Genomic DNA, 21,334 nt, shown 5'->3' with positions numbered 1-21,334 from the left:
TAGCGCGAAGCGCATGGCCCGCAGGTGGTCGAACCGCTGGCGGCCGGTGCGAGCCATCACTCCACCCCGCCGAGGATCTGGTCGAAGTGCGAATGCAGGGAATCAACGATGCGGCCGCCCAGGTAGGGCGGCAGCTCGCCCTCGCGTTCTTCCTGGGACATGCACGGTGTGCCGATCGACGGCACCAACGGCGCAGGGTTGATCGCTGGACCGATGTTCAGCGGCGCGACCGCCGCGCGGGGTTCGGAACCGCAGCGTTTCGGCGCGGTGCCTGCGTGCTTCGCATACTGCGCCAGAGCAGCGTCCAGCCGCTTCGGGTCGATCTTCCAGTCCTGATTCAGGCGGTACCGGCGGGAGAAGCGACCGCCGACGCGCTCTACCATGCCGCAGTTGAGCGCGTTGGTCAGGCCGTGCTGCACATAACCGCGATACTCAAAGCCGTGGTCCATTACGCCGTCGATCAGCTCACGCGACTCCAAGGTGCTGGTGCCAAGCACGGCAGCGAAGGCGGCTTGCAGGCGGACGCTCGGCGCGGTCACAGCACCACCTCGCGGCTTTCGAAGGTGTCGCGGCGGGTGCGGATGGTCACAACTACCGGAGCACGCTCGGTCCATTCCAGCTGCAGGCCCTGGTACTCCGCCGCCAGCACGCGATCGCGGCCGCCGCTGCCGTTGGGGCCCCAGCGCTTGAGGTGGCCTTCAATGTCGGCCGGCGGCTGGGTGATGATCAGCACCGGGCGGCGCCCGTTGCTGTAATGGGCCAGCACGTCGATGCCGGCGTTTTCCAGTTCGCGCGCGGTGTTGGCGGCAGCAAACAGCATGTCAGAGCTACGATCAACGTTCATCGTTCGTGTCCTCGTCGGTTATGGGCTTGGTCAGCCCGAGTTGTCCGTACAGATCCGGCAGGGCGACGCGCTTCATCGCGCACACTTGCTGCAGGGAAGTCATGGCGCGACCGGTCAGGTATTCGCAGCACCGGTCCAGTTCTTCCGCGCTTGCGGCCAGGTGGTAGCCGTTCGCTGGGTGGGCGCAAATGGGATGCCCATCGCGGCGCAGCTTCTCGATGATCTGGCGCAGCCGCCGCTCGTCGGCGGTGTTGATACGCTGCGTGACGGCGTGCACCAGGTCGCGGGCGGTGATGCCGTTGACGGCACCACGGCGGCCCTGCAGCTCCGCCAGTACCGCCTCGGGGGACAGGTCTTGCGGTAGCAGGGCCATTTGCATGTCAGTCGGCCCCCCGATCAATGCCGGCGGCGATCGCCAGGTCAATCAGCTCGTCCCAGGCTGCGGTCCAGCGGCGTCCTGTGGCGCCGGATGTGATCTGCACGCCGCCGTCGATGCCGATATCGACCGAGTACTCGGCACCGGTTGCCGGATCCATCACCTTGCCTACCGACCTCGCAATGCCGACCGTCTGAACGCAAGCGATGGTCCCGACCTTGCGACGGTGCTTCGGGTTGGCGGTATGGGCCTTGCGATTGCGGGCTTGGCCAGCGCAGCGCTTTCTGGATGGGGCGGCCATTACTCCTCCTCGTCCAGGTCGTCGTCGCGAAGCTGATCGATGAGGGAGCGCAGCTGCTCCTGTGACAGGCCAGACAGAAGCGATGCCATGCACTGCCCGTCCTGCCACGCGATACCTGCGCGGCGAAGAATGTCGCGGTGCAAAACCGTCACTTGGCGGTGCGGAAGCTCCGCGTCGCGCAGCAGCTGGACCGCGAAGTCGCGCAGGTACTTCTGACCCTCGATGGTGGGTGCGATCGCCATCCTCAGACCCCCCGGACCACATCTGCGGTGACGGTCGGCACACCCAAGTTCGCTGCACGATTCATCGCTGCAGCGAGGGTGTTCTGGATAGCCAGCGGATACAGCAACGAGGCTGCGCCGCGCGTCGGCGTCAGCTTGGCGCGCAGTGCCTCAATTGCCGACGTGTCCAGGACACGCTCAAGCGGGAGCTGGTTGCGCTTGAACCGGTGAGTGAGGTAGCTCTCCAGTTCGGTGTCCAACGCCGGCAGGTTCACAATCTCGATGCGCTGCACGACCTCCCGCACTTCGGGATTGTGTTCGGACAGCTTGACCTGCAGTTCCGGCTGACCGATCAGGATCACCGAGAGCAGCGGGCGAAGGCCGTCCTTCAGTTCACGGAAGCGCTTGAGGTGCTTGAGCGTGGCCAGCGGAAGGCAGTGGGCCTCTTCGATGATGAGCACGTGGCTGTGGCCGGCGCGGGCGCTATCACGCAGCGCCGCGTGCAGCTGCGCAAAGCGCGCCTGCGGGCTGCTCATGGTCTTGGCCAGCGGCGCTACGGCCGACATGACGGCCTCGGCGATGTGCAGGCTTCGCAGGGTCTTGCCGTTCTTTTCGGTGCCCTCCATCGCCTGGACGTAGGGCTCGACGGCGATGATCGCCTGCTCTTCCCTACGGATGCGGTCGAGCAGCTCCTCGCGTAGCGTGGACTTGCCGGCACCGGATTCACCGATGACGGCCATGAACCCGCCGTGGCGCGCGACCTGGTACATGCTCTCGCGCACATAGCGGATATCGGCGCTGAGGAACACCTCATCGGCGCTGGCCGGGTCGGCGAAAGGATCGGCCGTCAGGCCAAAGTGGCGGCGGGCCTGCGGCGTCAGGGTCTGCTTACGGAGTAGCATCTGAATCTCCTCGTCGTTGATTTCGGTAGCGGTATCGGGGTCTTGCGGTGGGGAAACCGGGGCCGGCGTGTTAGCGCACGCCGGCTCCTCCTCCAAATGCCAGTCAACGGCCGGGGCGCCGCTTTCCAGCAGGAACACAGAGATGGCGGAACGGACTCGGGGCTGGTCACAGCCAGTCGGCAACACGCCGTGATTGATCAGGGCATTGAGGGCTGGGCGGCTGAGGGACACCGCCTTTGCCAGCGTCCCCTGCTTGATGCCGGCATTGGCCAGGATCGATTTCAGGCGCAGCGTCATGCAGCACCTCCGTTGATGACGCGCAGGCCCGCGCGTTCGGGCTCGACCAGGGCGATCGCCCAAGCCTCGACCTCATGTACTGGCAGGCCTTCGGGCCAGCGATGGCTGGTGCGTGCGTACATTTCCGGGGTCCATGCGTTGCCGGAGCGCTCGACCAGGGGCTTGAGGCGCATGGCTGCCTCCACGTGGTTCAGCGGAGGCAGCTCGGCCCGCACCACTTCCGGCTCAATGCGCTGAGCCGCCAGCACCTGCGGCGCGTCGACTTCGGCCAAGGTTCCCGAGCGCGGAAGGCTTGGGGCGACGTTGGCCTCGCGGATATGCTTCATCGGGTCGACCTTGCCGCCGAAGGGTATGCGGCGGGCCTTGCGCGCTGCGATCGCCTCTGCGTCGGTTTTGACCCCCATCGCCAGGCGATCAAGCTCCTTACGCGCTGCATCGGCAGGCGTCTCAGGCGCAGCCCGGTACTCGGCACCAACCTGGGCGGCTGTATCGAGGAAGCCCCAGTCGTCGTGCTGCAGGCGCGGCGCCACGAAGTGAATCGGCGCGCTGTCCTGCTCACCAGGCATCAGCACGCGCACGCTGTTGTCCGGCTCCAGCGCGTTGGCGACCACGTCCACGCGCTGCCCGTTGATGAGGCCGGGAATGCCGCGCACGTCGTACTGCTTGCCCCGGAAGCGGATGATGCAGTCACGCACGGTGCATGCCTTCGGCGTGCTGGTGGCCAGTTGCCGCAGCACCTGGACGTCCGGTGCGATGCGCAGCTGCTCGGGGGTGATGCGTAGCCACCCATCCCGTCGAGTCATGCCAGTGCGAGTGTGGATGCGGGTGGCGTTGTAGGCCCGTGCCCACTGCTGGGCCAGGGTGTTCATTTCCTCCAGGCTGGTGACCGGCGCCCTGGTCTTGAGCATGGCTTCGAAGTGGGTCTCGATCAGGTAGTTCGCGTTCTCGACCTGCCCCTTCGCACGGGCATTTCCCACCTCATTGATGATCACTTCGATACCGCAGGCGGACATGAAACTGCGGGTCGTCGCTGCAACCATCGCGCTGCCGGGATCCATCATCAGCAGCTTCGGGATGCCGTGCATCGTGCCCATTTCGCGCCGGGTCATCGCGTGGATCAGTGCCGAAAGCAGGTTCGCGCTGCTCTCGGCACCAAGCACATAGAACACCTCGATCGCGCCGCTCGCGTGGTCCGTGACGGCGTAACGCCACAGGCGGTTCTCTGCGATCTTGATGAAGTTCTCAGGCTTGCCACGGTAGAAGCGCCGCTTGTCCATCACCTCGGTGCCGTCGGCCGCCAGGTAGAACTGGCGGCTCACCGAAGCATCGATCTGCCAGAGGTGGTTCGGATGCGGCGATGCCAGGCGCGCAGCCGGGGTCGGTGCCGCCAGCTGGTCACGATGGAACCCGTAGGCGCGAATGGCGCGGCAGATGGAGGACACGCTCAGCGGCACCAGCTCGCCAGTCGTCTTGTCGACCCGCAGTGCTTCGATGCGATCATTCGCGCGCAGAATCTCCACGGCGTTCTCGACCGGCAAGGTGCCAGTGCCGGTGAGGCGCCGTGTCTCTTCGACCAGGGCGGCGATGGCGGCGGCCTCGTCGCGGGTGAGCGCGAGTTCACCGGCGTCCGATCGCTTCTTGCGGGGCTTGATGCCGCCCGTCACCTGTTGCAGGCGACGGTAGGCGGTCTGGACCGAGCAACCCATCTGCTCGGCCAGCTCGGCCGCGATGCGGCTCTTGCTACCGTGCGGCGCCGCCAGCAACTTGCCGGCTGCCGCGTGGATGAGGGCCTCGGCAGACATGCTCAGGCCTCCGAGCCGTCATGTACCAGCGGCAGAGACAGCGGCAGCTCCTCGTCGTCGCGTACGGTACGCACCGCATTGAGCAGGCGGCCGATCGTGTCGCTGAGGAACACGGCTGCGTCCGTGTCCTGGTCGGTCTCGGAGGCGTGGGTGGCGCACGCACGGACCGCCGCCATAAGGCCGCCCTTGCCATTGCCCAAGGCAGCGAGGACAGCCTGCTCGGCTTCGGTGACGGCCTGCTTGAGAATGATCAGCTGCTGATCGGCTTCGGCCGTCTTCCAGCGGCGTTGGGCCTTGGTCGTCTTCTCATGCTCCTTGTTCAGGTCATCGGACAACTTGCTGATTCGCTGGTCCTTTGCCTCAATGTCGGCGCGGGCATTGCGGACTGCCTCGCGCAGTTCACGCACGGACATGTTGCCAACTTCATCGAGTTCCAGTTCGCCGGTTTCGCCGGTCTCCGCCAGTTCCTTAAACTGATCTTCGGGCAGCGATAGCAGCTCGATGAGCTTGCTTTCGCTATTCACCGCAGCGACCAATTGCGTCGATGTCGACGCATTCGACAGGGTGGCCACGCGGCGGGCCGCCTCCATCATTCGCTGTGCCTGACGCGGCTCCATGCGGAGGCGCTGGAGCATGCCGGCCCACTCCCCGTGAATGCTGCATTCGCGGGCCACCAGCAGGTAGCTGCCTGCGCGCAAGAACGCCTCGCATCCACGATGCAGTTCACGGCGGATGGCGGCCTCATAGTGTTCCGGGTGCCAGGCAAGGCCCTCGCCGAACTGTTCGACCAAGGCCAGCTGGCGCTCGCGCAACTCTTCCATCTGCACGGCGTCGTTGGCATCGGTCTTGCCAATGAACTCCGGTCCAACCGGCTCGGCTTGGGCTACTGCCTTGCGGCCTGCGTTCTCTTTCTTGCTGTTGCTCATTGCGGTCCTCGTCGATCAGTTGGGGTTGCGGGAGTAGCGCTGTTCGGTCTCTTCCAGTCGTTGGCGCACGCGCGCCATCTCCTGTTCATGAGCGCGAGCCAGCTGGATCAGTCGGGGGGAAAGGCGCCAGTACTCATCGCGGCCGGCGATGCGCTCGACGATGCCTTCGTCGGCAAGCACTTCCAGGTCGCGCAGCACCGTTGACGGCGTTGCCTTAATTGAGTCGGCCACGCTGGAAGTTCGCATGGGCGAACCGGATCAGATGCCCAGCGCCTACCTGCAGGCGCAGGTGCCAGGCCCGTGGCCGGCTGCCCGGAACCTTCTGACGACCGTGTTCAATGGCCAGATCTCGGCCATGAATCCCTACATCAAGAATTGGGCCAAGAAGGTCTCCCGCTGGCGAAAGGGCTGGCGGAACGGGCTCTGGCAGGCTGACCTGGTGCAGATCGATGAGGGTATGAACCCGGCCCACATCATCTATCAGGTGCGAACTGAGGGAATGGGGCACCCGGTCGACGTCATCAACGATGAGAGCTTCCGGCAGGCGGCGCAGACACTGAAGGCCGAAGGTTTCGGGCTGTGCCTGAAGTGGTCGAGGTCGACCAGCGCCAAGGAGTTCATGGACATCGTGTGCGACCACATTGGCGCGATGCGAATCGAAGACCCGGTCAGCGGGTTGACCGAACTGGTCTTGCTGCGAGCCGATTATGACCCGGCCGCCCTGGTTGAGATCGGGCCAGACGCCATCCTGGAGGTGATTGAGTGGCAGCAGCCGATGCTGGACAACAGCGTCAACGAGGTCACCGTCGTCTATCGGGACGTGGTCACCAACAAGGACGCAGCGGTCACCTACCAGAACGCAGCCAATGTCCAGGCGCAGGGCCGTGTCATCAACCAGCGCAAGACCTATCCCGGCCTGTGGAACGCTGCTCTGGCCTCGCGCGTGGCCGCGCGCGAGGTGGCGGCCGTCAGTAGCTTGGCCTGCCGGGTCAAAGTGCGCATGCGCCACGATGCCGGCCCGTTCAAGCGCGGGCAGCTGCGTGCTTTGACGTGGCCACGCCGAGGCGTAGTCCGGATGCCCGTGCGGATCCTGGAAGTCGACGAGGGCACGCAGACCGACAGTTCCTACACGCTCACGGTCAGCCAGGACGTCAGCGGCATGGCTGCAGCCAGCTACATCCAGCCGGAGAGCAGCGACTGGGTAGAGCCGGACAATGCTCCCAAGCCGGTGACGGTACAGCGGGTGCAGGAGGCCAGCTATCGCGACCTGGCTGCAACATTGGGCCCCACTGCCGTGGGCGCCCTCAACGTCAATGTCGGCTTCCTGACCTCCATCGGCGTCCGACCGACGTCGGCCGCTTTCGGGTACACCCTGCAGACCAGGATCGGTAGCGCTGACTACGCGGAGGTCGGCACCGCCGATTTCGCCCCCAGTGGCCTGCTGATTACCGCGATGACGGCCACCACGACGGCGATCAGCCTTTCCGCCGGCATCAGCCTGGACGGTGTCGAGGTCGGGACGGAAGCCCTGATCGATGACGAGCTGGTCCGTGTGGTGGCGATCGACCCGGTGGCGGCGACCCTGACCGTTGCCCGTGGTTGCGTCGACACGGTTCCGGTTGCGCACTCGATCGGCGCACGGGTGTGGTTCACCGATGAGTACGTCGGCTTTGATGGGCGCGAATACTTCGCGGGCGAGTTCATCCAGGCCAAGCTGCTCACACGCACCAGCCAAGGGCAGTTGAACCCAGCCCTGGCGACGGTGATACCGATGACGATCCTGCGTCGGCAGGCGCTGCCGTATCCGCCTGGGCGGCTTCGAATCAACGGTGACCCGTATCCGGTTGAGGCCTGGGGCACAGACGGCACCGTGGTGGCCACCTGGGCGCACCGCGATCGCATCCTGCAGGCCGACCAACTGATCGACTCAGAGCAGGCCAGCATCGGCCCTGAGCCTGGCACTACCTACACGGTCCGCTGGTACCTGGCTGGTCAGCAGGTGCTGAGGCAAGACGATATCGCCGGCACCACGGCCAGTTATCAGCCGCCTGTTGGCAGCGGCGGCAAGACCCTCCGGGTAGAAGTTGAGGCCGTCCGGGCCGGCTTCCCCAGCTGGCAGCGTTTGCAGCACACCTTCCTGTACCGCGCGCAGCTGGTCACCGAAGCGGGCGACCGCCTGGTCACCGAAGCTGGCGCCTCTCTGATTCTGGAGTAACGAAAATGGTCGACGTAAAGATTTCCGCTCTACCGGGTGCCGATGCGCTGACAGGCAACGAGCTGCTTGCGGGCCTCCAAGGCACCAAGAACGTGAAGGTGCTGGTCAGCGCGATTCGAGCTGGCTTGCTCAACGTGGAGGGGATGGATCCTCCCGCCAACGACCAGTCGATCTACTACACCGGGACCGCGTGGGACACTTACATTGTGACCCCTGTAGGTCGCACCTTCCTCGCAGCCAGCACTCAGGCGGCGCAGAGGGCGGCGATCCAGGCGGTTGGGCTCGCTGGAGATGAAACGGTCGATGGCTACAAAACGTGGAACTCCCAGCACACGTGGAACCTGAGTGCTACCGGCCAGATTACTTATGGCCAGCCAGGTGGATCTTCTACCGGGATCACTCTCTTCTATGGCGCTATGAATGCTCGACGCCGAACTGACATTCGCGCTCGGGACGTCGATGTTCTTATTGGTTGCGCAAGCACCAATGAAGCTCAGCCGACGCAGTTCCTATCGATTGCGCACTCAAATGTTAAGCCAAACGTCACAAACGTAGTGAGTCTAGGGCTGCCGTCCAATCTCTGGACTCAGCTCTTCGCCGGCAACACCACCATCAGCTCCTCCGACGCCCGGCTAAAGACCGAGCCGCGCCAATTGCGAGAGGCTGAGTTCAAAGCCGGCTCGGCGATTTCCCGTTTGCCGGCTGTGTGGCGCTGGCTAAGCCGGGTGAACGGCGATGGCTGCGAGCCGGAGGGCAAGGAGGCCCGCAAGCACATCGGCCCAACCGTGCAGGCGGTGATGGCTGTGATGGAGGCCAATGGGCTTGACCCGTTCTCCTACTCCTTCATTTGCTATGACGAGTGGGAGGCAGAGCCCGAGCAGTGGCACGAGTGGCCGGCCAAGGACGCCGTGCTGGGCGATAACGACGAGGTGCTCGAACCTGCAGTCGAGGCTGGCCGCGAACTGGTCCAGCCCGCGCGCGAGGCCGGCAACCAATACAGCTTCCGCAAGGAGGAGATGTTGTGCTTCATGGTCTCAGCCCTGGCGGCGGAAAACGATGCACTGGTCGCCAAGGTCGACGCGCTAGATACTCGACTGGCCGCTATTGAGTTCGGCAAGTAGTTCAAGAACTGGGCGCCGGTCGAGCAGCTGGAACTGATCGACCGGCACCGCAACACACGCGAAAGCCCGCGTGCTATTTGGCCAAGGCCCAGCCCCCCGCGCGGGGAGGCTGAGTCTGGCCTAGATCCATCGCAGAGGCTGAGAATGATGACCACGACGCTGTTCCCCTGGCCGGGCGGGAAGACCCGCCTGCTGCCACACCTGCTGCCCTTGGTGGCCGAGACCCCTCACCGGACATATGTCGAGGCATTCGCCGGCGGCGCGGCGCTGCTGTTCGCCAAGGATCCGGCCAGGGCTGAAGTCCTGAACGATTGCCACGGCGAGTTGGTTCGTCTGTATCGAGTGGTTGCCAACCACCTGGAAGAGTTCGTCCGCCAGTTCAAATGGGCTCTGACTAGCCGGGAAATGTTCCGCTGGTGCCAGCTTCAGCACCCCGACACCCTCACCGACATTCAACGTGCTGCGCGCTTCTACTACTTACAGCGCCTGGCGTGGGGTGGTAAGGCGACGGGGCAGACGCCTGGCTTCGGGCGGGGTGGTAAGGGCCTGAACCTGCTGCGCATCGAAGAGGACCTGAGCGCGGCACATCTTCGCCTGCACAAGGTTACGGTCGAGCACCTGGCTTGGCAGCAGTGCCTGGCCAAGTACGACGGGACGGATACGTTGTTCTTCCTTGACCCACCGTACTGGGAGACCGAGGGGTACGGCTCCCCCTTTGAGATGGAGCAGTACCAGCAGCTGGCGAGCCAGATGAAGACGCTGCGGGGCGCTGCCATCCTGACCATTAACGATCACCCAGCGATGCGAGACGTGTTTGGGCAGTTCAGCGTGCGGGTGGTGCCGATCCGATACACGATCGGCCGGCACGCGGTCCAGCGGCGAGAGCTGATCTACACGACCTGGTAGCCGGACTGGGGCAGGGGGTGGCTTTCGCCCCGCGCAATTTCATTTCGGTGGGCGCAACATGGACGCCCCACCGTTTATCTCACTTGGGGCGGGCGATTTATCGCGCGCCGTTACATCCTGTACTGCCCGGTGAGCGGCAGAAAAGGGAACCGCGCGATCAGGCCGGGCGCAGCACGGTCCACCAGGGCCAGCGATGCTCGATGCGGATCGGCAGGGCGCGCGCCAGCAACGGCAGTGCCTGCAGGCTGTCCAGCCGCGGCAGCACCGCTGTCACCTTCAGCGCTGCCACGCGCGGATCGCAGCCCAGGTAACCGCGGTGATGGCGTGCCAGTTCATCGACCACCCGCAGCAATGGCGTGTCGGTGACCTGCAGGCGGCCGTCGGTCCAGTCACCGCGCAACGGATCGGCAGCCACCGGCTGCAGTGCACCCAATGCACCAATGCGCGCCCCGCTACCGGCAACCACGTCCAGCGCCGTGCCCAGCAGGGGCAGACAACGGACCGCACCTTCGAACACATCCAGCCGACTGTCCGGTCCGCAGCGGCCGACCGCAAAGCGCGTCCCCATCGGCTGCAGGCGGGCGCCGGCCGTGTGTACGGTCAATGGCAGATGGGGGTAGGCCGGCGCATGCCCTGTCTGCAGCAGCAGTTCGCCCCGCAGCAGGTACAGGGCACGACGGCCTTCGGCGACATCGACGACGACCTCGCTGTCGGCGTTGAGCCACAGCTGGCTGCCGTCGCGCAGGGTCCACGCGCCGGTATGTCCTGCCGCGGTGCGCAGCGGCAGTCGTTGCCGCTGCGATTGCAGGCCCTGCAGACCGAGCAGCGAGAGCGCTCCCAGCCCCAACGCGCCACCGATGCCGCGCAGGGCGCGACGACGACGACGGCCCGCTGCATCCAGCGCCTGCGCGGCAGCATGCGGCGCCAGCGGAGCAAACGAGGTCCAGATGGATTCGACCCGCTGCCACGCACGGGCGTGTTCTGCATGCTCGCGCAGCCACGCTTCCCAGCGGCGTTGATCGTCGCCACTCCAGGCGCCCTGCTGGCGCAACGCGAACCACTCGGCGGCCTGTTCTAGCGCCGGAGAGGCGATACCTTGGCTCATGCCGGGAGGTCGCCGCTGAGCTGCAGGCAATGCAGCATGGCCTGCGCCATGTACTTCTTGACCATCCGTTCGGAGACGCCCAGCTGCTGGCCGATCTGCGCATAGCCCATGCCGGAGAGTCGCGCCATGAGGAAGGCGCGCCGCGGCCGCTCTGGCAGGCCCTGCAGCATGTCGGCGATGGCGTGCAGCAGCTGCAGCGCCTGGGTGCGTTCTTCGGCGGAGGGATGCACCGGCTCCGGTTGTGCTGCCAGCGCCGCCAGATAGGCCCGCTCCAGATCGGCACGCTGCCAGTGGTTGACCAGCAGCGCGTGGGCGATGGTGGTCAGGTAGGCGCGTGGCAGGCGCAGCTCGGTGGGGTCCACTCGGCGGCTGAGCAGGCGTACGAAGGTGTCCTGGGTCAGGTCGGCGGCACACTCGGCGTTGTGGGTGCGCCGCCGCAGCCAGCCCAGCAGCCAGCCGTGGTGTTCGCGGTAGAACCCCGCCAGCACGGAGCTGGAGGTGGCGGGCACGGCCATCGGATTCAATCGGCAATGAGAATGATTCCCATTATAGTCGCGTGAATGCGCCCGCGACAAACCTGCTGCGGCCGGCGCCGTTGCCGTCGTCGATACGGTGGTCGACACTTGGGCTTTCCCGCAACGGAGTGCCCGCATGTTCAGTCACGTTACCGTCGGAACCAACGACATGGAGATCTCCCGCCGCTTCTACGATGCGTTGTTCACCGCCGTCGGCGCCCGCACAGGCGTGTTCGATGACGAGGGCAAGCTGGTCTACATCAAGGATGGGCGCATGTTCATGGTCATTCCGCCCATCGATGGCCAGGCGGCGTGCCACGCCAACGGCGGCACCATCGGCTTTGCGCTGGCAGACCCACAGGCGGTGCATGCCTGGCAGGAAGCGGGCGTGGCCCATGGCGGTACTGCGGTGGAAGACCCGGCTGGCGTGCGGCAGAAGGCAGGGCGCCAGTTGTACCTGGCCTACCTGCGTGATCCGGACGGCAACAAGCTGTGCGCCGTGCATGTGATGCAGTAAGGCCGGAGCGGCGCGCGTGCCGTGCAGGCGCGCGAGTAACACGGATGGGGGCAGGATCATGCCTGCGCGGTGCCACGACTTCATCCTGTGTCCACTGCTGTTCATCCAGAATCCGCCGGCTTACTTTCTGATCGATCCGGAGATGGCTGCCCATGGAAGCACTGGAGCCTCAACATCAGCCGGTGCGAACCCTGCGGCCCGTCTTCGCCTTCGCGGCGATCGTCGTCGTTGCCTTCGCACTGTTCGTCAGCCTGTTCCCGCTCGGCGCCGGTCGCCTGCTGGTCAAGGCGCAGGACTGGGCCGCACTCAACGTCGGCTGGTACTACCTGCTGGCGATGACTCTGTACCTGGTGTTCGTGGTCGGCGTGGCGTTGTCCAAGTACGGCGGTATCAAGCTCGGTGCCGACCATGACGAACCGGAATTCAGCTATCTCTCCTGGGCCGGCATGCTGTTCGCTGCAGGCATCAGCATCACCCTGTTCTTCTTCTGCGTTTCCGAACCGCTGACCCACTACCTGCAGCCGCCGCAGGGTGATGGCGCAGCGGGCGAGGCCGGTGCGCGCCAGGCCATGCAGCTGCTGTTCCTGCACTGGGGCCTGCATGGCTGGGGCGTGTTCGCGCTGGCGGCAATGGCGATGGCCTATTTCGCCTATCGGCACAACCTGCCGCTGGCGCTGCGCTCGGCGCTGTATCCGCTGATCGGCAAGCGCATCAATGGCCCGATCGGCTACACCGTCGATGCCTTGGGCATTGTCGCCACGGTGTTCGGCATCGGCGCGGACATGGGCTTCGGCGTACTGCATCTCAACGCCGGCCTGTCGCACCTGTTCAATGTGCCGCACTCCAACCTGGTGCAGATCCTGCTGGTGGTGGCGATGATGGGCGCGGCCGTCGCGGTGGCCGTGTCCGGGGTGGAGAAGGGCGTGCGCTGGATGGCCAACATCAACATGCTGCTGGCGATCGCGCTGGTGCTGTTCATGCTCTGCGCCGGCCCCACCCAGTACCTGCTCAGCACGCTGATGCAGAACCTGGGTGATTACCTGGGCAGCGTGGTGGGCAAGAGTTTCGACGTGTACGCCTATGGTGGCCGGCCGGAATGGCTGGGCGGCTGGACGGTGTTCTACTGGGCCTGGTGGATCGGCTGGGCGCCGTTCGTCGGCCTGTTCATCGCGCGTATCTCGCGCGGTCGCACCATCCGCGAATTCGTGTTCGGCGTGCTGCTGATTCCGCTGGGTTTCACCCTGGCGTGGCTGTCGATCTTCGGCAACAGCGCGCTGGACCAGGTGCTGCATCATGGCCAGCAGCAGCTGGCGCAGCTGGCGGTGGATGATCCACCGACGGTGCTGTATGCGCTGCTGGATGGCTACCCGTGGAGCAAGGCGGTGATCGGGGTGACCGTGCTGGTCAGCTTCATCTTCTTCGTCACGTCGGCCGATTCCGGGGCGGTGGTGCTGTCCACACTGTCCTCGCACGGCGGTGCGCCGGAGGACGATGGCCCGCGCTGGCTGCGCGTGTTCTGGGGCACGGTGATCGCGGTGCTGACCGCCGGCCTGTTGCTGGCCGGCAGCATCGATGCGCTGAAATCCGCGGTGGTGCTGGCATCGTTGCCGTTCTCTGCGGTGCTGCTGTTGATGATGTGGGGCCTGACCCGTGCCTTCAGTGACGAGTCGCACCGCAAGCGCGCGCAGCAGTTCAGGCCATCGCCGCTGATCGGCGATGATCGCCACCACCAGGGCTGGCGCCAGCGCCTGACCCAGGCCATGAACTTCCCGGTACGCGACCAGGTGTACCGCTTCATGGACGACACCGTGAAGCCGGCGATGGAGGCGGTGGCCGAGCAGCTGGGTGAGCAGGGCTGGGACGTGCAGACGCGCTTCGAAGCGGGCGACATGGAGCTGTCAGTCAACCACGGTGAGCAGCAGGACTTCCTGTACCGGGTGATCCTCAGTGGCTACCTGACCCCGTCCTTCGCCGCGCAGCAGCTGCGCAACCAGCGCTACTACCGCGCCGAAGTACATCTGTACGAAGGCAGCCAGGACTACGACCTGGTCGGCTACAACCGCAAGCAGATCATCAACGACATCATCAGCCAGTACGAACGGCACCTGCAGTTCCTGCACCTGAGCCGTTGATGCAGCCACGCCGGGCATGGCCCGGCCTTCGATGGGTGCGGACCGTTGGTCCGCACACGCCTGTAGAGCCGAGCCCACGCTCGGCTCTACAGCGGCAATCAGAACCGGTAACGTGCGCCCAGCGAAACGAACTGACCGCGCAGGTTGTACTGGCTGATGTCGAAGCCGCTGGAGCCGCCGGCCGGATCGAATGGCGGATCCTTGTCGGTCAGGTTCAGCACCGACAGTGACAGCGTGGTCTTCGGAATGCCCTCGTAGGCCACGTACAGGTCCAGCTGATGGTAGGGCTTGACCTTGTCGCGCAGACCCGGATTGCTGGTGGCGGTGGCCACGCGCTGGTCATAGCCGCTCACGTACTGCAGGCTCAGCGTGCTGCTCCAGTCACCTACCGCCCAGTTCAACGAAGTGGTACCGCGCGTGCGTGGAAGGGCGCCATGGCGGTTGTTGCCGGCACCGTCATACGGCGCCTGTCCAGCCACCAGCGGCTGCTTGAAGCTGAGCAGGTGCGTCCAGCTGCCGGCCACGGTGAAGTTGCCCCAGCCATCGGTGCGGAACGTACGGTTGGCTTCCAGGTCGATACCCGAGGTGGTCAGCTCGCCCTGGTTGGCGTACTGGTTGGTGATGATCTGGATGCGGCCCTGTGCATCGCGCTGCACGCGGCCGGGGAACAGGTCCGGGTTGTTGACGATGAACTGCGCGCTGTCCGGCTTGACCAGGTTGTCCTGTTCGATGCGGTACCAGTCCAGGCCGATGCTGGAATCGGCATCCGGTGACCACACAGCGCCGACATTGAGGTTGCGCGAGCGTTCGGCCTTCAGGTCCGGGTTGCCGGTGCGCAGGTTGGTCACGCCACGGCTGCCGCCCGGCTGCAGCGGATCGAACGGATCGACCACCGAGCCGTAGCTGATGGTCTGCCCCGGTGCGATCTCCGGCAGCGACGGTGCACGGAAGCCACGCGAGAACGAGCCGCGCAGCAGCAGGCTGTCCAGCGGCTGCCAGCGCAGCGCGAACTTCGGCGAGAACGCCTTGCCGAAGTCATCGTAGTGGTCACCGCGGCCGGCCACCTGCAGCTCCAGCGTGCGGTGCAGCGGCACGCTGAACTCGGCATAGGCGGCACTGACCTGGCGTTCGCCGTCGACGATGTTGATCGCCGGGCGCAGCTCGGTACCGGACAGCACCTGCGCACTGGTGCGCGCGTCCAGCGATTCCTTGCGGAATTCCGCGCCCCAGGCGAAGCCGATCGCACCGGCCGGCAGTTCCCACAACGAGGTCGATGCCTTGATGTTGAGCGAGTGCAGTTTGTACCAGCCTGGGCGCTTGGTCTGCAGGCGCAGGTCGTCCAGTGCGCCTGGCGTGCTGGACGGATCGAGGAAGTTGTAGCTGCCATCGCGCAGGATCTGCTGGAAGGCGTAGCGGTCCACGAAGTTGTCCACGTACTCGCGCTGCGCGCTCTGCGAGGTCAGTGCGGCCACTTCCCAGTCCCAGCGTTCACCGGTGCCACGCACGCCGGCCAGGGCGCGGTAGAACACCTGGGTGTTGTCCTTCAGGCGCGGGCCGAGATCGAAGAAGGTGTATTCGAACGGCAGCGGCGCGCTGCCCGGATTGTTCGGATGGCCGACCGGCAGCACGGCGGCGATATCGGTCAACGTGCCGGTGGCGGGATTGTAGGCACGCAGGCCCGGGCCGACCGTCAGCGGCGCACTGAAGATCTGGTCGGCCTTGTTGTGGCTGTACAGCACATCAGCGAAGGCTTCGATGCTGTCGTTGAAGCGGTAGGTCGCGCTCAACGACGCCTGCAGGCGCTCGGCGCCGGGCTGCAGGGTCTTGAACGGCTGCGCGTTGAAGGCGCAGGCCTGGCCGGGCAGGGTGCTGCCGAAGTCACTGTAGGGACGCAGCTCGCTGCCATCGGGGCAGGGCGAGAACGGCTGCGGCGCGCGCGGGTTGGCCAGCGTGTTGCCGCCAGCGGTGGACCAGCCGGCCAGGCGGCCACCGGGTTTGTCGCGGAAATCGCCGTCACGGGTGTACGCGCGCTGGTCGGCGTCGAGGCGGTCGCGTTTGAGCAGATCCAGCCCGAACAGCACGTTCCAGCCCTGCTGTTCGAGGTCACCGAAGCCGGCCAGCAGGTTGGCCTTGCGCTCGTTCAAACCGCCCTGGGTGGCGGTGCCGAAACCGCCGCCGACCTCCACGCCCTGGAAATCACGGCGCAGGATGATGTTGATGACACCGGCAATGGCGTCCGAGCCGTACACCGCCGAGGCGCCATCCTTCAGCACTTCGATGCGCTCCACCGCGCTGATCGGCAGCGCATTGAGGTCGACGAAGGTGTCCTGGGTGTTGAGCGCGAAGCCGAAGTTGGCCACGCGGTAGCCATTGACCAGCACCAGCGTGTTCTTCGGTGACAGGCCGCGCAGGCCGATCGACGCCGAGCCTGCAGCGAAGCTGCCGGTGTACTGCTCGTCGAAGCTGTTGCCGGCATTGGCCGACAGGTTGCGCAGCACGTCGGTGAGGGTGGAGCGGCCGGTCTGCAGGATCTGCTCGCGGGTGACGATCTGCACCGGGTTGGGACCGGCGGTGTCGCTGCGCTTGATGTTCGAGCCGGTCACCAGCACGGTGCCGAGGGTGGTGCTGTCCTTGCCGGTATCGGCGGTTTCAGCGGCGCCGGCAGTGCCGGCGACGAGGGCCAGCGCGACCGCGCTGGAAAGCAGGGTGGTGCGATACATGGAAGCGACTACGCCAAACGGGGGAGGAGCCGTCAGTACCGCACGCGGGTCAGTGCGCCTTCCAATGACGAAAGCGCATTCAGTTATACATCACAGGTTCTTAACGACCGGGACGAGCTGCAGCGCGCAGCCTGTGCACGCACCATTACGGCATCCGGCTACCGACCGAATCTAATCGGCAGGCTTGATCACCAGATCCGAGACGAAAATCCAAAGGCTGTCCGGTGCCTCGTTGTGGCAGGCGAGACCCATATCCCTGATGCTGGCAGGGAACTGAACCAGCACCCTGGCGCCACGCGGATGCGCGGGCATGGAGGTCTGTGATTCCTCCAAAACAACGGTTCCCGTGATACCGATCAACTTCCAGAAGTTTTCGGATGGCCGAACGTTCTCGTGTGGGTGCCTGTTCCCGAGGAAGGTCTCCAGCACAACTTTCCGACCATTCATTCGGCTCAACATCGTTCCTTCAAATTCACAGGCGATGTGGCCATTATCCATTGAGACGGGGCCGACATGCAGCCCCGGCACTTTCCGCAGCTGACATCAGGCGCGCAGCAGCACCTTGCCATTGCGGCCCGAGCCCGCACCGGCCGTTGCTGCCTGGGCGATGTCGTCCAGAGCGAAGATCCGCTCCACCGGCAAGGTCAGTTCACCGCCGGCCGCGCGCTTCAGCAGCTCGCCAACCAGCCTGCGCTTGTCTTCCACCGCCATCGCCTGGCTGACCTTGCTGCCCCAGAAGCCCTTCACCGTGGCTTCCTTGTAGATCAGGCCACCGGCGGGAATGCGCATCGGCTCGCCGCTCATCACGCCGAACGAGACCAGGGTGCCGTGGTGACCGAGCAGGTCGACCAGCTCGCCGCTGGCATCGCCACCGATGGAATCGACCGCGGCCGCTGCCTGTGCTTCGCCGGTGGCTTCGCGCACGCGGTCCTTCCAACCGTCCACCGAGGTATCGAACACGTGATCGATGCCGAGCGCCTGCAGCTGCGCCACCGCTTCCGCGTTGCGCACCAGGTTGGCCACATGCACACCGCGCGCCGTTGCCAGCATCGCCAGCGACTTGCCGACGGCCCCGTTGGCGGTGTTCTGCACGATCCACTGGCCCGGCTCAACGTGCAGGAACTCCAGCAGCATCAGCGCGCTCAGCGGCATCGCGATCAGCTGTGCGGCCATCTCGTCGGGGATCGATTCCGGCATCGGGATCACCATCCGTGCCGGCGCGATGAACGCTTCTGCCCAGGTGCCATGCACCGAGGCAGCGGCAACACGCTGGCCGATCTGCAGGCCATCGACGCCCTCGCCGAGCGCATCGACCACGCCCAGTGCTTCGCTGCCACCGATCGCCGGCAGCGTCGGCTTGTAGCCGTACAGGCCACGCACGGTCAGCAGGTCGTGGTTGTGGATCGAGGCCAGCACGGTGCGGATGCGCACCTCGCCGGGGCCGGGTTCGGGCAGTGCAGCGTCGGCAACGGCAAGGACGTCGGCCGGGTTGCCGAAGGAGGAGTACTGGGCAGCGCGCATGAGCGGTGTTCCGGAAAAGTTGATGTGATACCGAACTGGGGACGCATGCGGCGTCGACAAGGTGATGGAGGTGCAACACGGCATCCTGCGACCGATGGTCGCGACATGACGTGATTACTGCATCTTGTGTTGACGGCTCGGGACATCCCCACTATGTTGTGGCTGTCACTCCCGGTCAGCCGCCGCCGCCGGACATGCAGCAAACGTCCCGCGGCCCGCCCCTGAAGGCTTGCCGTGTCGACGCGGCCGCCACCGTGCGGACGCAGGTCGCCCCCACGGCCCGGATACCGGCCGCAGGCGCAGGCAGATGCCGACGACCTACGTTCCTGCACCTTGGCACTTCACCCGTTCGCCCCGCGCGCCGGTATCGCGTGCAGGGCCGCCATGGCATCGGGCGCCGACGCGCGTACGAGCCTGGAGTTCCATCACCATGACCGACAGTACCTTCCGCGTGGCCGACCTGGCCGGCGCCGGCGACGCCATGCGCGCCAGCGGCGAGCGCGTGCCGACCTGGATCACCAAGGAAGCCGGCAATCGTCGCCTGCCATACGATGCGGCACGCCTGCTGCGCAGCATCGACACCATCCACGCCGAGCTGCCGCAGCTGGATGTGGCCGACTACCGCCGCGTGGTGCTGGCGATGGTCGAGCGCAAGCCCAGCATCAGTGCCGATGATCTGGTGGACCTGCTGATCCGCGAAGCGGAATCGCGCGTCGATCTTGTCGCGCCCGAATGGGAACAGTTTGCCGCACGCCTGTACTTGCGCCGGCTGTACAAGCGCGCCAGCCGCAACCGCTTCTACGACGTCAGCCTGAAGTACGGCTCCTTCGTGGGCCTGCAGGAAAGCCTGGCCGACCGCGGCATCTACAGCAACGACATCCTGCGCTGCTATTCGAAGGAAGAGCTGCAGCAGGCCGGCGAGATGATCGACCCCGAGCGCGATCGTCTGTTCGCCTACAACGGCCTGTACCTGCTGGCCACGCGCTATCTGGCCACCGACCGCAGCCGCGAGGTGTATGAGCTGCCGCAGGAACGCTGGCTGACCATCGCCCTGTACCTGATGCAGAACGAGGGCGGGCCGGGTGAGAGCGGCCGCGTGCGGCGCATGCAGCTGGTGGGGGAGGCCTACTGGGCACTGTCCAACCTGTACATGACGGTGGCCACGCCGACCCTGGCCAACGCTGGCAAGGTCGGTGGCCAGCTGTCGAGCTGCTTCATCGATACCGTCGATGACAGCCTGCAGGGCATCTATGACTCCAACACCGATATCGCCCGCGTGTCCAAGCACGGCGGCGGTGTGGGTGCGTACCTGGGGTACGTGCGCAGCAGTGGCGCGCCGATCCGCGGCGTACCCAACTCGTCCGGCGGTGTCGTGCCATGGATCAAGCAGCTCAACAACACCGCGGTGTCGGTCGACCAGCTCGGCCAGCGCAAGGGTGCGGTGGCGGTGTACCTGGACATCTGGCATCGCGACATCGAAGCCTTCATGGACCTGCGCCTGAACAACGGCGACCAGCGCCTGCGCGCGCACGATGTGTTCACCGCGATCTGCGTGCCCGATCTGTTCATGGAGGCGGTCGAGCGCCGTGCCGACTGGTACCTGTTCGATCCGCACGAGGTGAAGCAGGCCAAGGGCTGGTACCTGCAGGACTTCTACGACGAGAAGCGCGGGCAGGGCAGCTTCCGCGACCGCTACGCCGAACTGGTGGCCGACGAACGCATCAGCCGCCGCACGGTGAAGGCGATCGACCTGTTCAAGCGGATCATGCTCAGCCAGCTGGAAACCGGCAATCCGTTCCTGTTCTACCGCGACGAAGTGAACCGGAAGAACCCGAACAAGCACGCGGGCATGGTCTATTCCAGCAACCTGTGCACCGAGATCCTGCAGAACATGAGCCCGACGCGGATGATCCAGGAGATCGTCAGCGGCGACCAGATCGTCACCACCCGTCGTGCCGGTGACTTCGTGGTCTGCAACCTGTCATCGATCAACCTCGGCCGTGCCATCACCGCTCCTGAGGATCTGCTGGCCACCGATGTGCTGGAGCGGTTGATTCCGATCCAGGTGCGCATGCTCGACAACGTGATCGACCTCAATGCGCTGCCGGTGCCGCAGGCCACCATCACCAACCACAAGTACCGCGCCATCGGCCTGGGCACGTTCGGCTGGCACCATCTGCTGGCCCAGCAGTCGATCCACTGGGAATCGCCCGAGGCCGAGGAACTGTCTGATCGCCTGTTCGAGCGCATCAACTTCCTGACCATCCAGGCCAGCGCGCAGCTGGCCAGGGAAAAGGGCAGCTACCCGATGTTCGCCGGCAGCGACTGGCACAACGGCAACTATTTCCGTGACCGCGATTACAGCGGCGCGGCCTGGGACAGTCTTGCACGCGAGGTGGCGAGCAACGGCCTGCGCAACGGCTGGCTGCTGGCAGTGGCGCCGAACATGAGCACCGCACAGATCGCCGGTTCCACCGCGTCGATCGATCCGATCTACAGCGCGTTCTACTACGAGGAAAAGAAGGACTTCCGGCGGCCGGTGGCTGCACCCGGGCTATCGCTGGAAACCTGGCCGTACTACGAGAAGGGCGCCTACAAGGTCGACCAGTTCGCCAGTGTGCGGCAGAACGCGCGCCGCCAGCGCCATGTGGACCAGTCGATCAGCTTCAACCTCTACGTGCCGAGCACGATCCGCGCCAGCACGCTGCTGGAGCTGCACCTGAGTGCCTGGCGGGAAGGGCTGAAGACCACCTACTACGTGCGCTCCAACGACATCGACATCAGCGAATGCGAGTGGTGCTCGAGCTGACCGCTGCGCCCTCTGTAGAGCCGAGCCCACGCTCGGCTCAGGCGCGAAGAGCAGCCGAGCATGGGCTCGGCTCTACATCCGCAACGCACGCAATACGAAGGCAG

Annotated in this window: 20 protein-coding genes; 6 read left to right on the top strand and 14 right to left on the bottom strand. The window is 65.5% G+C overall.

What is annotated here, in order from left to right:
- Window positions 1-56 precede the first annotated feature (56 nt).
- The 9 genes from QP457_RS12780 to QP457_RS12740 are packed head-to-tail and all read right to left on the bottom strand — an operon-like array spanning window position 57 to window position 5,915.
- Window positions 57-539 carry a hypothetical protein gene (locus tag QP457_RS12780; RefSeq protein WP_205404373.1) on the bottom strand — a complete coding sequence of 161 codons (483 nt, stop codon included), beginning with the start codon at window positions 537-539 and terminating at the stop codon, window positions 57-59.
- On the bottom strand, window positions 536-844 hold the full coding sequence (locus QP457_RS12775; RefSeq protein ID WP_205404372.1) for a hypothetical protein: 309 nt from the start codon (window positions 842-844) through the stop codon (window positions 536-538). Before QP457_RS12775 ends, QP457_RS12780 begins: the two co-directional genes overlap by 4 nt.
- Window positions 834-1,217 (bottom strand): hypothetical protein, encoded by a 384-nt coding sequence (locus QP457_RS12770; protein WP_205404371.1) that lies wholly within the window; start codon window positions 1,215-1,217, stop codon window positions 834-836. The genes QP457_RS12775 and QP457_RS12770 overlap by 11 nt, the downstream gene beginning before the upstream one ends.
- A gap of 7 nt (window positions 1,218-1,224) precedes the next feature.
- On the bottom strand, window positions 1,225-1,521 hold the full coding sequence (locus QP457_RS12765) for a hypothetical protein (protein WP_205404370.1): 297 nt from the start codon (window positions 1,519-1,521) through the stop codon (window positions 1,225-1,227).
- Complete coding sequence (locus QP457_RS12760; protein ID WP_205404369.1) at window positions 1,521-1,763, bottom strand: hypothetical protein; 243 nt, start codon at window positions 1,761-1,763, stop codon at window positions 1,521-1,523. The genes QP457_RS12765 and QP457_RS12760 overlap by 1 nt, the downstream gene beginning before the upstream one ends.
- 2 nt (window positions 1,764-1,765) lie before the next feature.
- Window positions 1,766-2,941, bottom strand: coding sequence for an AAA family ATPase (locus QP457_RS12755; RefSeq protein ID WP_205404368.1), 1,176 nt, complete (start codon window positions 2,939-2,941; stop codon window positions 1,766-1,768).
- The gene (locus tag QP457_RS12750) at window positions 2,938-4,704 is read right to left on the bottom strand and encodes a hypothetical protein (protein ID WP_286040604.1); all 1,767 of its coding nucleotides are present in this window, start codon (window positions 4,702-4,704) and stop codon (window positions 2,938-2,940) included. Before QP457_RS12750 ends, QP457_RS12755 begins: the two co-directional genes overlap by 4 nt.
- Before the next feature lie 41 nt (window positions 4,705-4,745).
- Entirely contained in the window at window positions 4,746-5,669 is a 924-nt protein-coding gene (locus tag QP457_RS12745) for a hypothetical protein (protein ID WP_205404366.1), read from the bottom strand.
- A gap of 15 nt (window positions 5,670-5,684) precedes the next feature.
- Entirely contained in the window at window positions 5,685-5,915 is a 231-nt protein-coding gene (locus tag QP457_RS12740) for a hypothetical protein (protein WP_205404365.1), read from the bottom strand.
- Between QP457_RS12740 and QP457_RS12735 the strand changes: the two genes are divergently transcribed.
- The 3 genes from QP457_RS12735 (at window position 5,914) to QP457_RS12725 (ending at window position 9,911) form a co-directional block, all read left to right on the top strand.
- Window positions 5,914-7,884, top strand: a complete 1,971-nt coding sequence (locus tag QP457_RS12735; protein ID WP_205404364.1) for a hypothetical protein — start codon at window positions 5,914-5,916, stop codon at window positions 7,882-7,884. The two genes, QP457_RS12740 and QP457_RS12735, sit on opposite strands and share 2 nt — an antisense overlap.
- Window positions 7,885-7,889: 5 nt before the next feature.
- Entirely contained in the window at window positions 7,890-9,005 is a 1,116-nt protein-coding gene (locus QP457_RS12730; RefSeq protein ID WP_180167691.1) for a tail fiber domain-containing protein, read from the top strand.
- Window positions 9,006-9,152: 147 nt separating this feature from the next.
- Window positions 9,153-9,911: a DNA adenine methylase gene (locus QP457_RS12725; protein WP_180167690.1), complete on the top strand. Its 759-nt coding sequence runs from the start codon at window positions 9,153-9,155 to the stop codon at window positions 9,909-9,911.
- Window positions 9,912-10,068: 157 nt separating this feature from the next.
- Here the strand turns inward: QP457_RS12725 and QP457_RS12720 are convergent, their stop codons facing one another.
- Window positions 10,069-11,016, bottom strand: a complete 948-nt coding sequence (locus QP457_RS12720) for a FecR domain-containing protein (protein WP_205404362.1) — start codon at window positions 11,014-11,016, stop codon at window positions 10,069-10,071.
- On the bottom strand, window positions 11,013-11,531 hold the full coding sequence (locus tag QP457_RS12715) for a sigma-70 family RNA polymerase sigma factor (RefSeq protein WP_180167306.1): 519 nt from the start codon (window positions 11,529-11,531) through the stop codon (window positions 11,013-11,015). Before QP457_RS12715 ends, QP457_RS12720 begins: the two co-directional genes overlap by 4 nt.
- A gap of 136 nt (window positions 11,532-11,667) precedes the next feature.
- Between QP457_RS12715 and QP457_RS12710 the strand changes: the two genes are divergently transcribed.
- Both QP457_RS12710 and betT read left to right on the top strand, forming a co-directional pair.
- Entirely contained in the window at window positions 11,668-12,048 is a 381-nt protein-coding gene (locus QP457_RS12710) for a VOC family protein (protein WP_100552740.1), read from the top strand.
- A 152-nt stretch (window positions 12,049-12,200) separates the two neighbouring features.
- Entirely contained in the window at window positions 12,201-14,180 is a 1,980-nt protein-coding gene (gene betT, locus QP457_RS12705; protein WP_099818721.1) for a choline BCCT transporter BetT, read from the top strand.
- 98 nt (window positions 14,181-14,278) lie between these two features.
- Here the strand turns inward: betT and QP457_RS12700 are convergent, their stop codons facing one another.
- The 3 genes from QP457_RS12700 to QP457_RS12690 all read right to left on the bottom strand — a co-directional run bounded on the left by QP457_RS12700 (window position 14,279) and on the right by QP457_RS12690 (window position 18,421).
- Complete coding sequence (locus QP457_RS12700) at window positions 14,279-16,900, bottom strand: TonB-dependent receptor (RefSeq protein ID WP_286040603.1); 2,622 nt, start codon at window positions 16,898-16,900, stop codon at window positions 14,279-14,281.
- A gap of 171 nt (window positions 16,901-17,071) precedes the next feature.
- Window positions 17,072-17,356, bottom strand: a complete 285-nt coding sequence (locus QP457_RS12695; RefSeq protein WP_286040602.1) for a hypothetical protein — start codon at window positions 17,354-17,356, stop codon at window positions 17,072-17,074.
- An 87-nt stretch (window positions 17,357-17,443) separates the two neighbouring features.
- Window positions 17,444-18,421 (bottom strand): zinc-binding dehydrogenase, encoded by a 978-nt coding sequence (locus QP457_RS12690; protein WP_205404359.1) that lies wholly within the window; start codon window positions 18,419-18,421, stop codon window positions 17,444-17,446.
- Between the two features lie 481 nt (window positions 18,422-18,902).
- Between QP457_RS12690 and QP457_RS12685 the strand changes: the two genes are divergently transcribed.
- The gene (locus QP457_RS12685) at window positions 18,903-21,230 is read left to right on the top strand and encodes a ribonucleoside-diphosphate reductase subunit alpha (RefSeq protein WP_240196433.1); all 2,328 of its coding nucleotides are present in this window, start codon (window positions 18,903-18,905) and stop codon (window positions 21,228-21,230) included.
- The last annotated feature ends 104 nt before the right edge of the window (window positions 21,231-21,334 follow it).

The sequence above is a fragment of the Stenotrophomonas sp. As-7 genome, assembly GCF_030291015.1.
GTDB lineage: Bacteria > Pseudomonadota > Gammaproteobacteria > Xanthomonadales > Xanthomonadaceae > Stenotrophomonas > Stenotrophomonas lactitubi.
The sequence above is the reverse complement of the archived record's forward strand: the minus strand, read 5'-3'. Positions and strand labels throughout refer to the sequence as shown.

What these genes read in the sequence shown, in the direction of transcription:
- QP457_RS12775 (WP_205404372.1), bottom strand. Translation starts at nt 844, where the DNA reads ATGAACGTTGATCGTAGCTCTGACATGCTGTTTGCTGCCGCCAACACC.
- QP457_RS12770 (WP_205404371.1), bottom strand. Translation starts at nt 1,217, where the DNA reads ATGGCCCTGCTACCGCAAGACCTGTCCCCCGAGGCGGTACTGGCGGAG.
- QP457_RS12765 (WP_205404370.1), bottom strand. Translation starts at nt 1,521, where the DNA reads ATGGCCGCCCCATCCAGAAAGCGCTGCGCTGGCCAAGCCCGCAATCGC.
- QP457_RS12760 (WP_205404369.1), bottom strand. Translation starts at nt 1,763, where the DNA reads ATGGCGATCGCACCCACCATCGAGGGTCAGAAGTACCTGCGCGACTTC.
- QP457_RS12755 (WP_205404368.1), bottom strand. Translation starts at nt 2,941, where the DNA reads ATGACGCTGCGCCTGAAATCGATCCTGGCCAATGCCGGCATCAAGCAG.
- QP457_RS12745 (WP_205404366.1), bottom strand. Translation starts at nt 5,669, where the DNA reads ATGAGCAACAGCAAGAAAGAGAACGCAGGCCGCAAGGCAGTAGCCCAA.
- QP457_RS12735 (WP_205404364.1), top strand. Translation starts at nt 5,914, where the DNA reads ATGGGCGAACCGGATCAGATGCCCAGCGCCTACCTGCAGGCGCAGGTG.
- QP457_RS12740 (WP_205404365.1), bottom strand. Translation starts at nt 5,915, where the DNA reads ATGCGAACTTCCAGCGTGGCCGACTCAATTAAGGCAACGCCGTCAACG.
- QP457_RS12730 (WP_180167691.1), top strand. Translation starts at nt 7,890, where the DNA reads ATGGTCGACGTAAAGATTTCCGCTCTACCGGGTGCCGATGCGCTGACA.
- QP457_RS12725 (WP_180167690.1), top strand. Translation starts at nt 9,153, where the DNA reads ATGACCACGACGCTGTTCCCCTGGCCGGGCGGGAAGACCCGCCTGCTG.
- QP457_RS12720 (WP_205404362.1), bottom strand. Translation starts at nt 11,016, where the DNA reads ATGAGCCAAGGTATCGCCTCTCCGGCGCTAGAACAGGCCGCCGAGTGG.
- QP457_RS12715 (WP_180167306.1), bottom strand. Translation starts at nt 11,531, where the DNA reads ATGGCCGTGCCCGCCACCTCCAGCTCCGTGCTGGCGGGGTTCTACCGC.
- QP457_RS12710 (WP_100552740.1), top strand. Translation starts at nt 11,668, where the DNA reads ATGTTCAGTCACGTTACCGTCGGAACCAACGACATGGAGATCTCCCGC.
- betT (WP_099818721.1), top strand. Translation starts at nt 12,201, where the DNA reads ATGGAAGCACTGGAGCCTCAACATCAGCCGGTGCGAACCCTGCGGCCC.
- QP457_RS12700 (WP_286040603.1), bottom strand. Translation starts at nt 16,900, where the DNA reads ATGTATCGCACCACCCTGCTTTCCAGCGCGGTCGCGCTGGCCCTCGTC.
- QP457_RS12690 (WP_205404359.1), bottom strand. Translation starts at nt 18,421, where the DNA reads ATGCGCGCTGCCCAGTACTCCTCCTTCGGCAACCCGGCCGACGTCCTT.
- QP457_RS12685 (WP_240196433.1), top strand. Translation starts at nt 18,903, where the DNA reads ATGCGCGCCAGCGGCGAGCGCGTGCCGACCTGGATCACCAAGGAAGCC.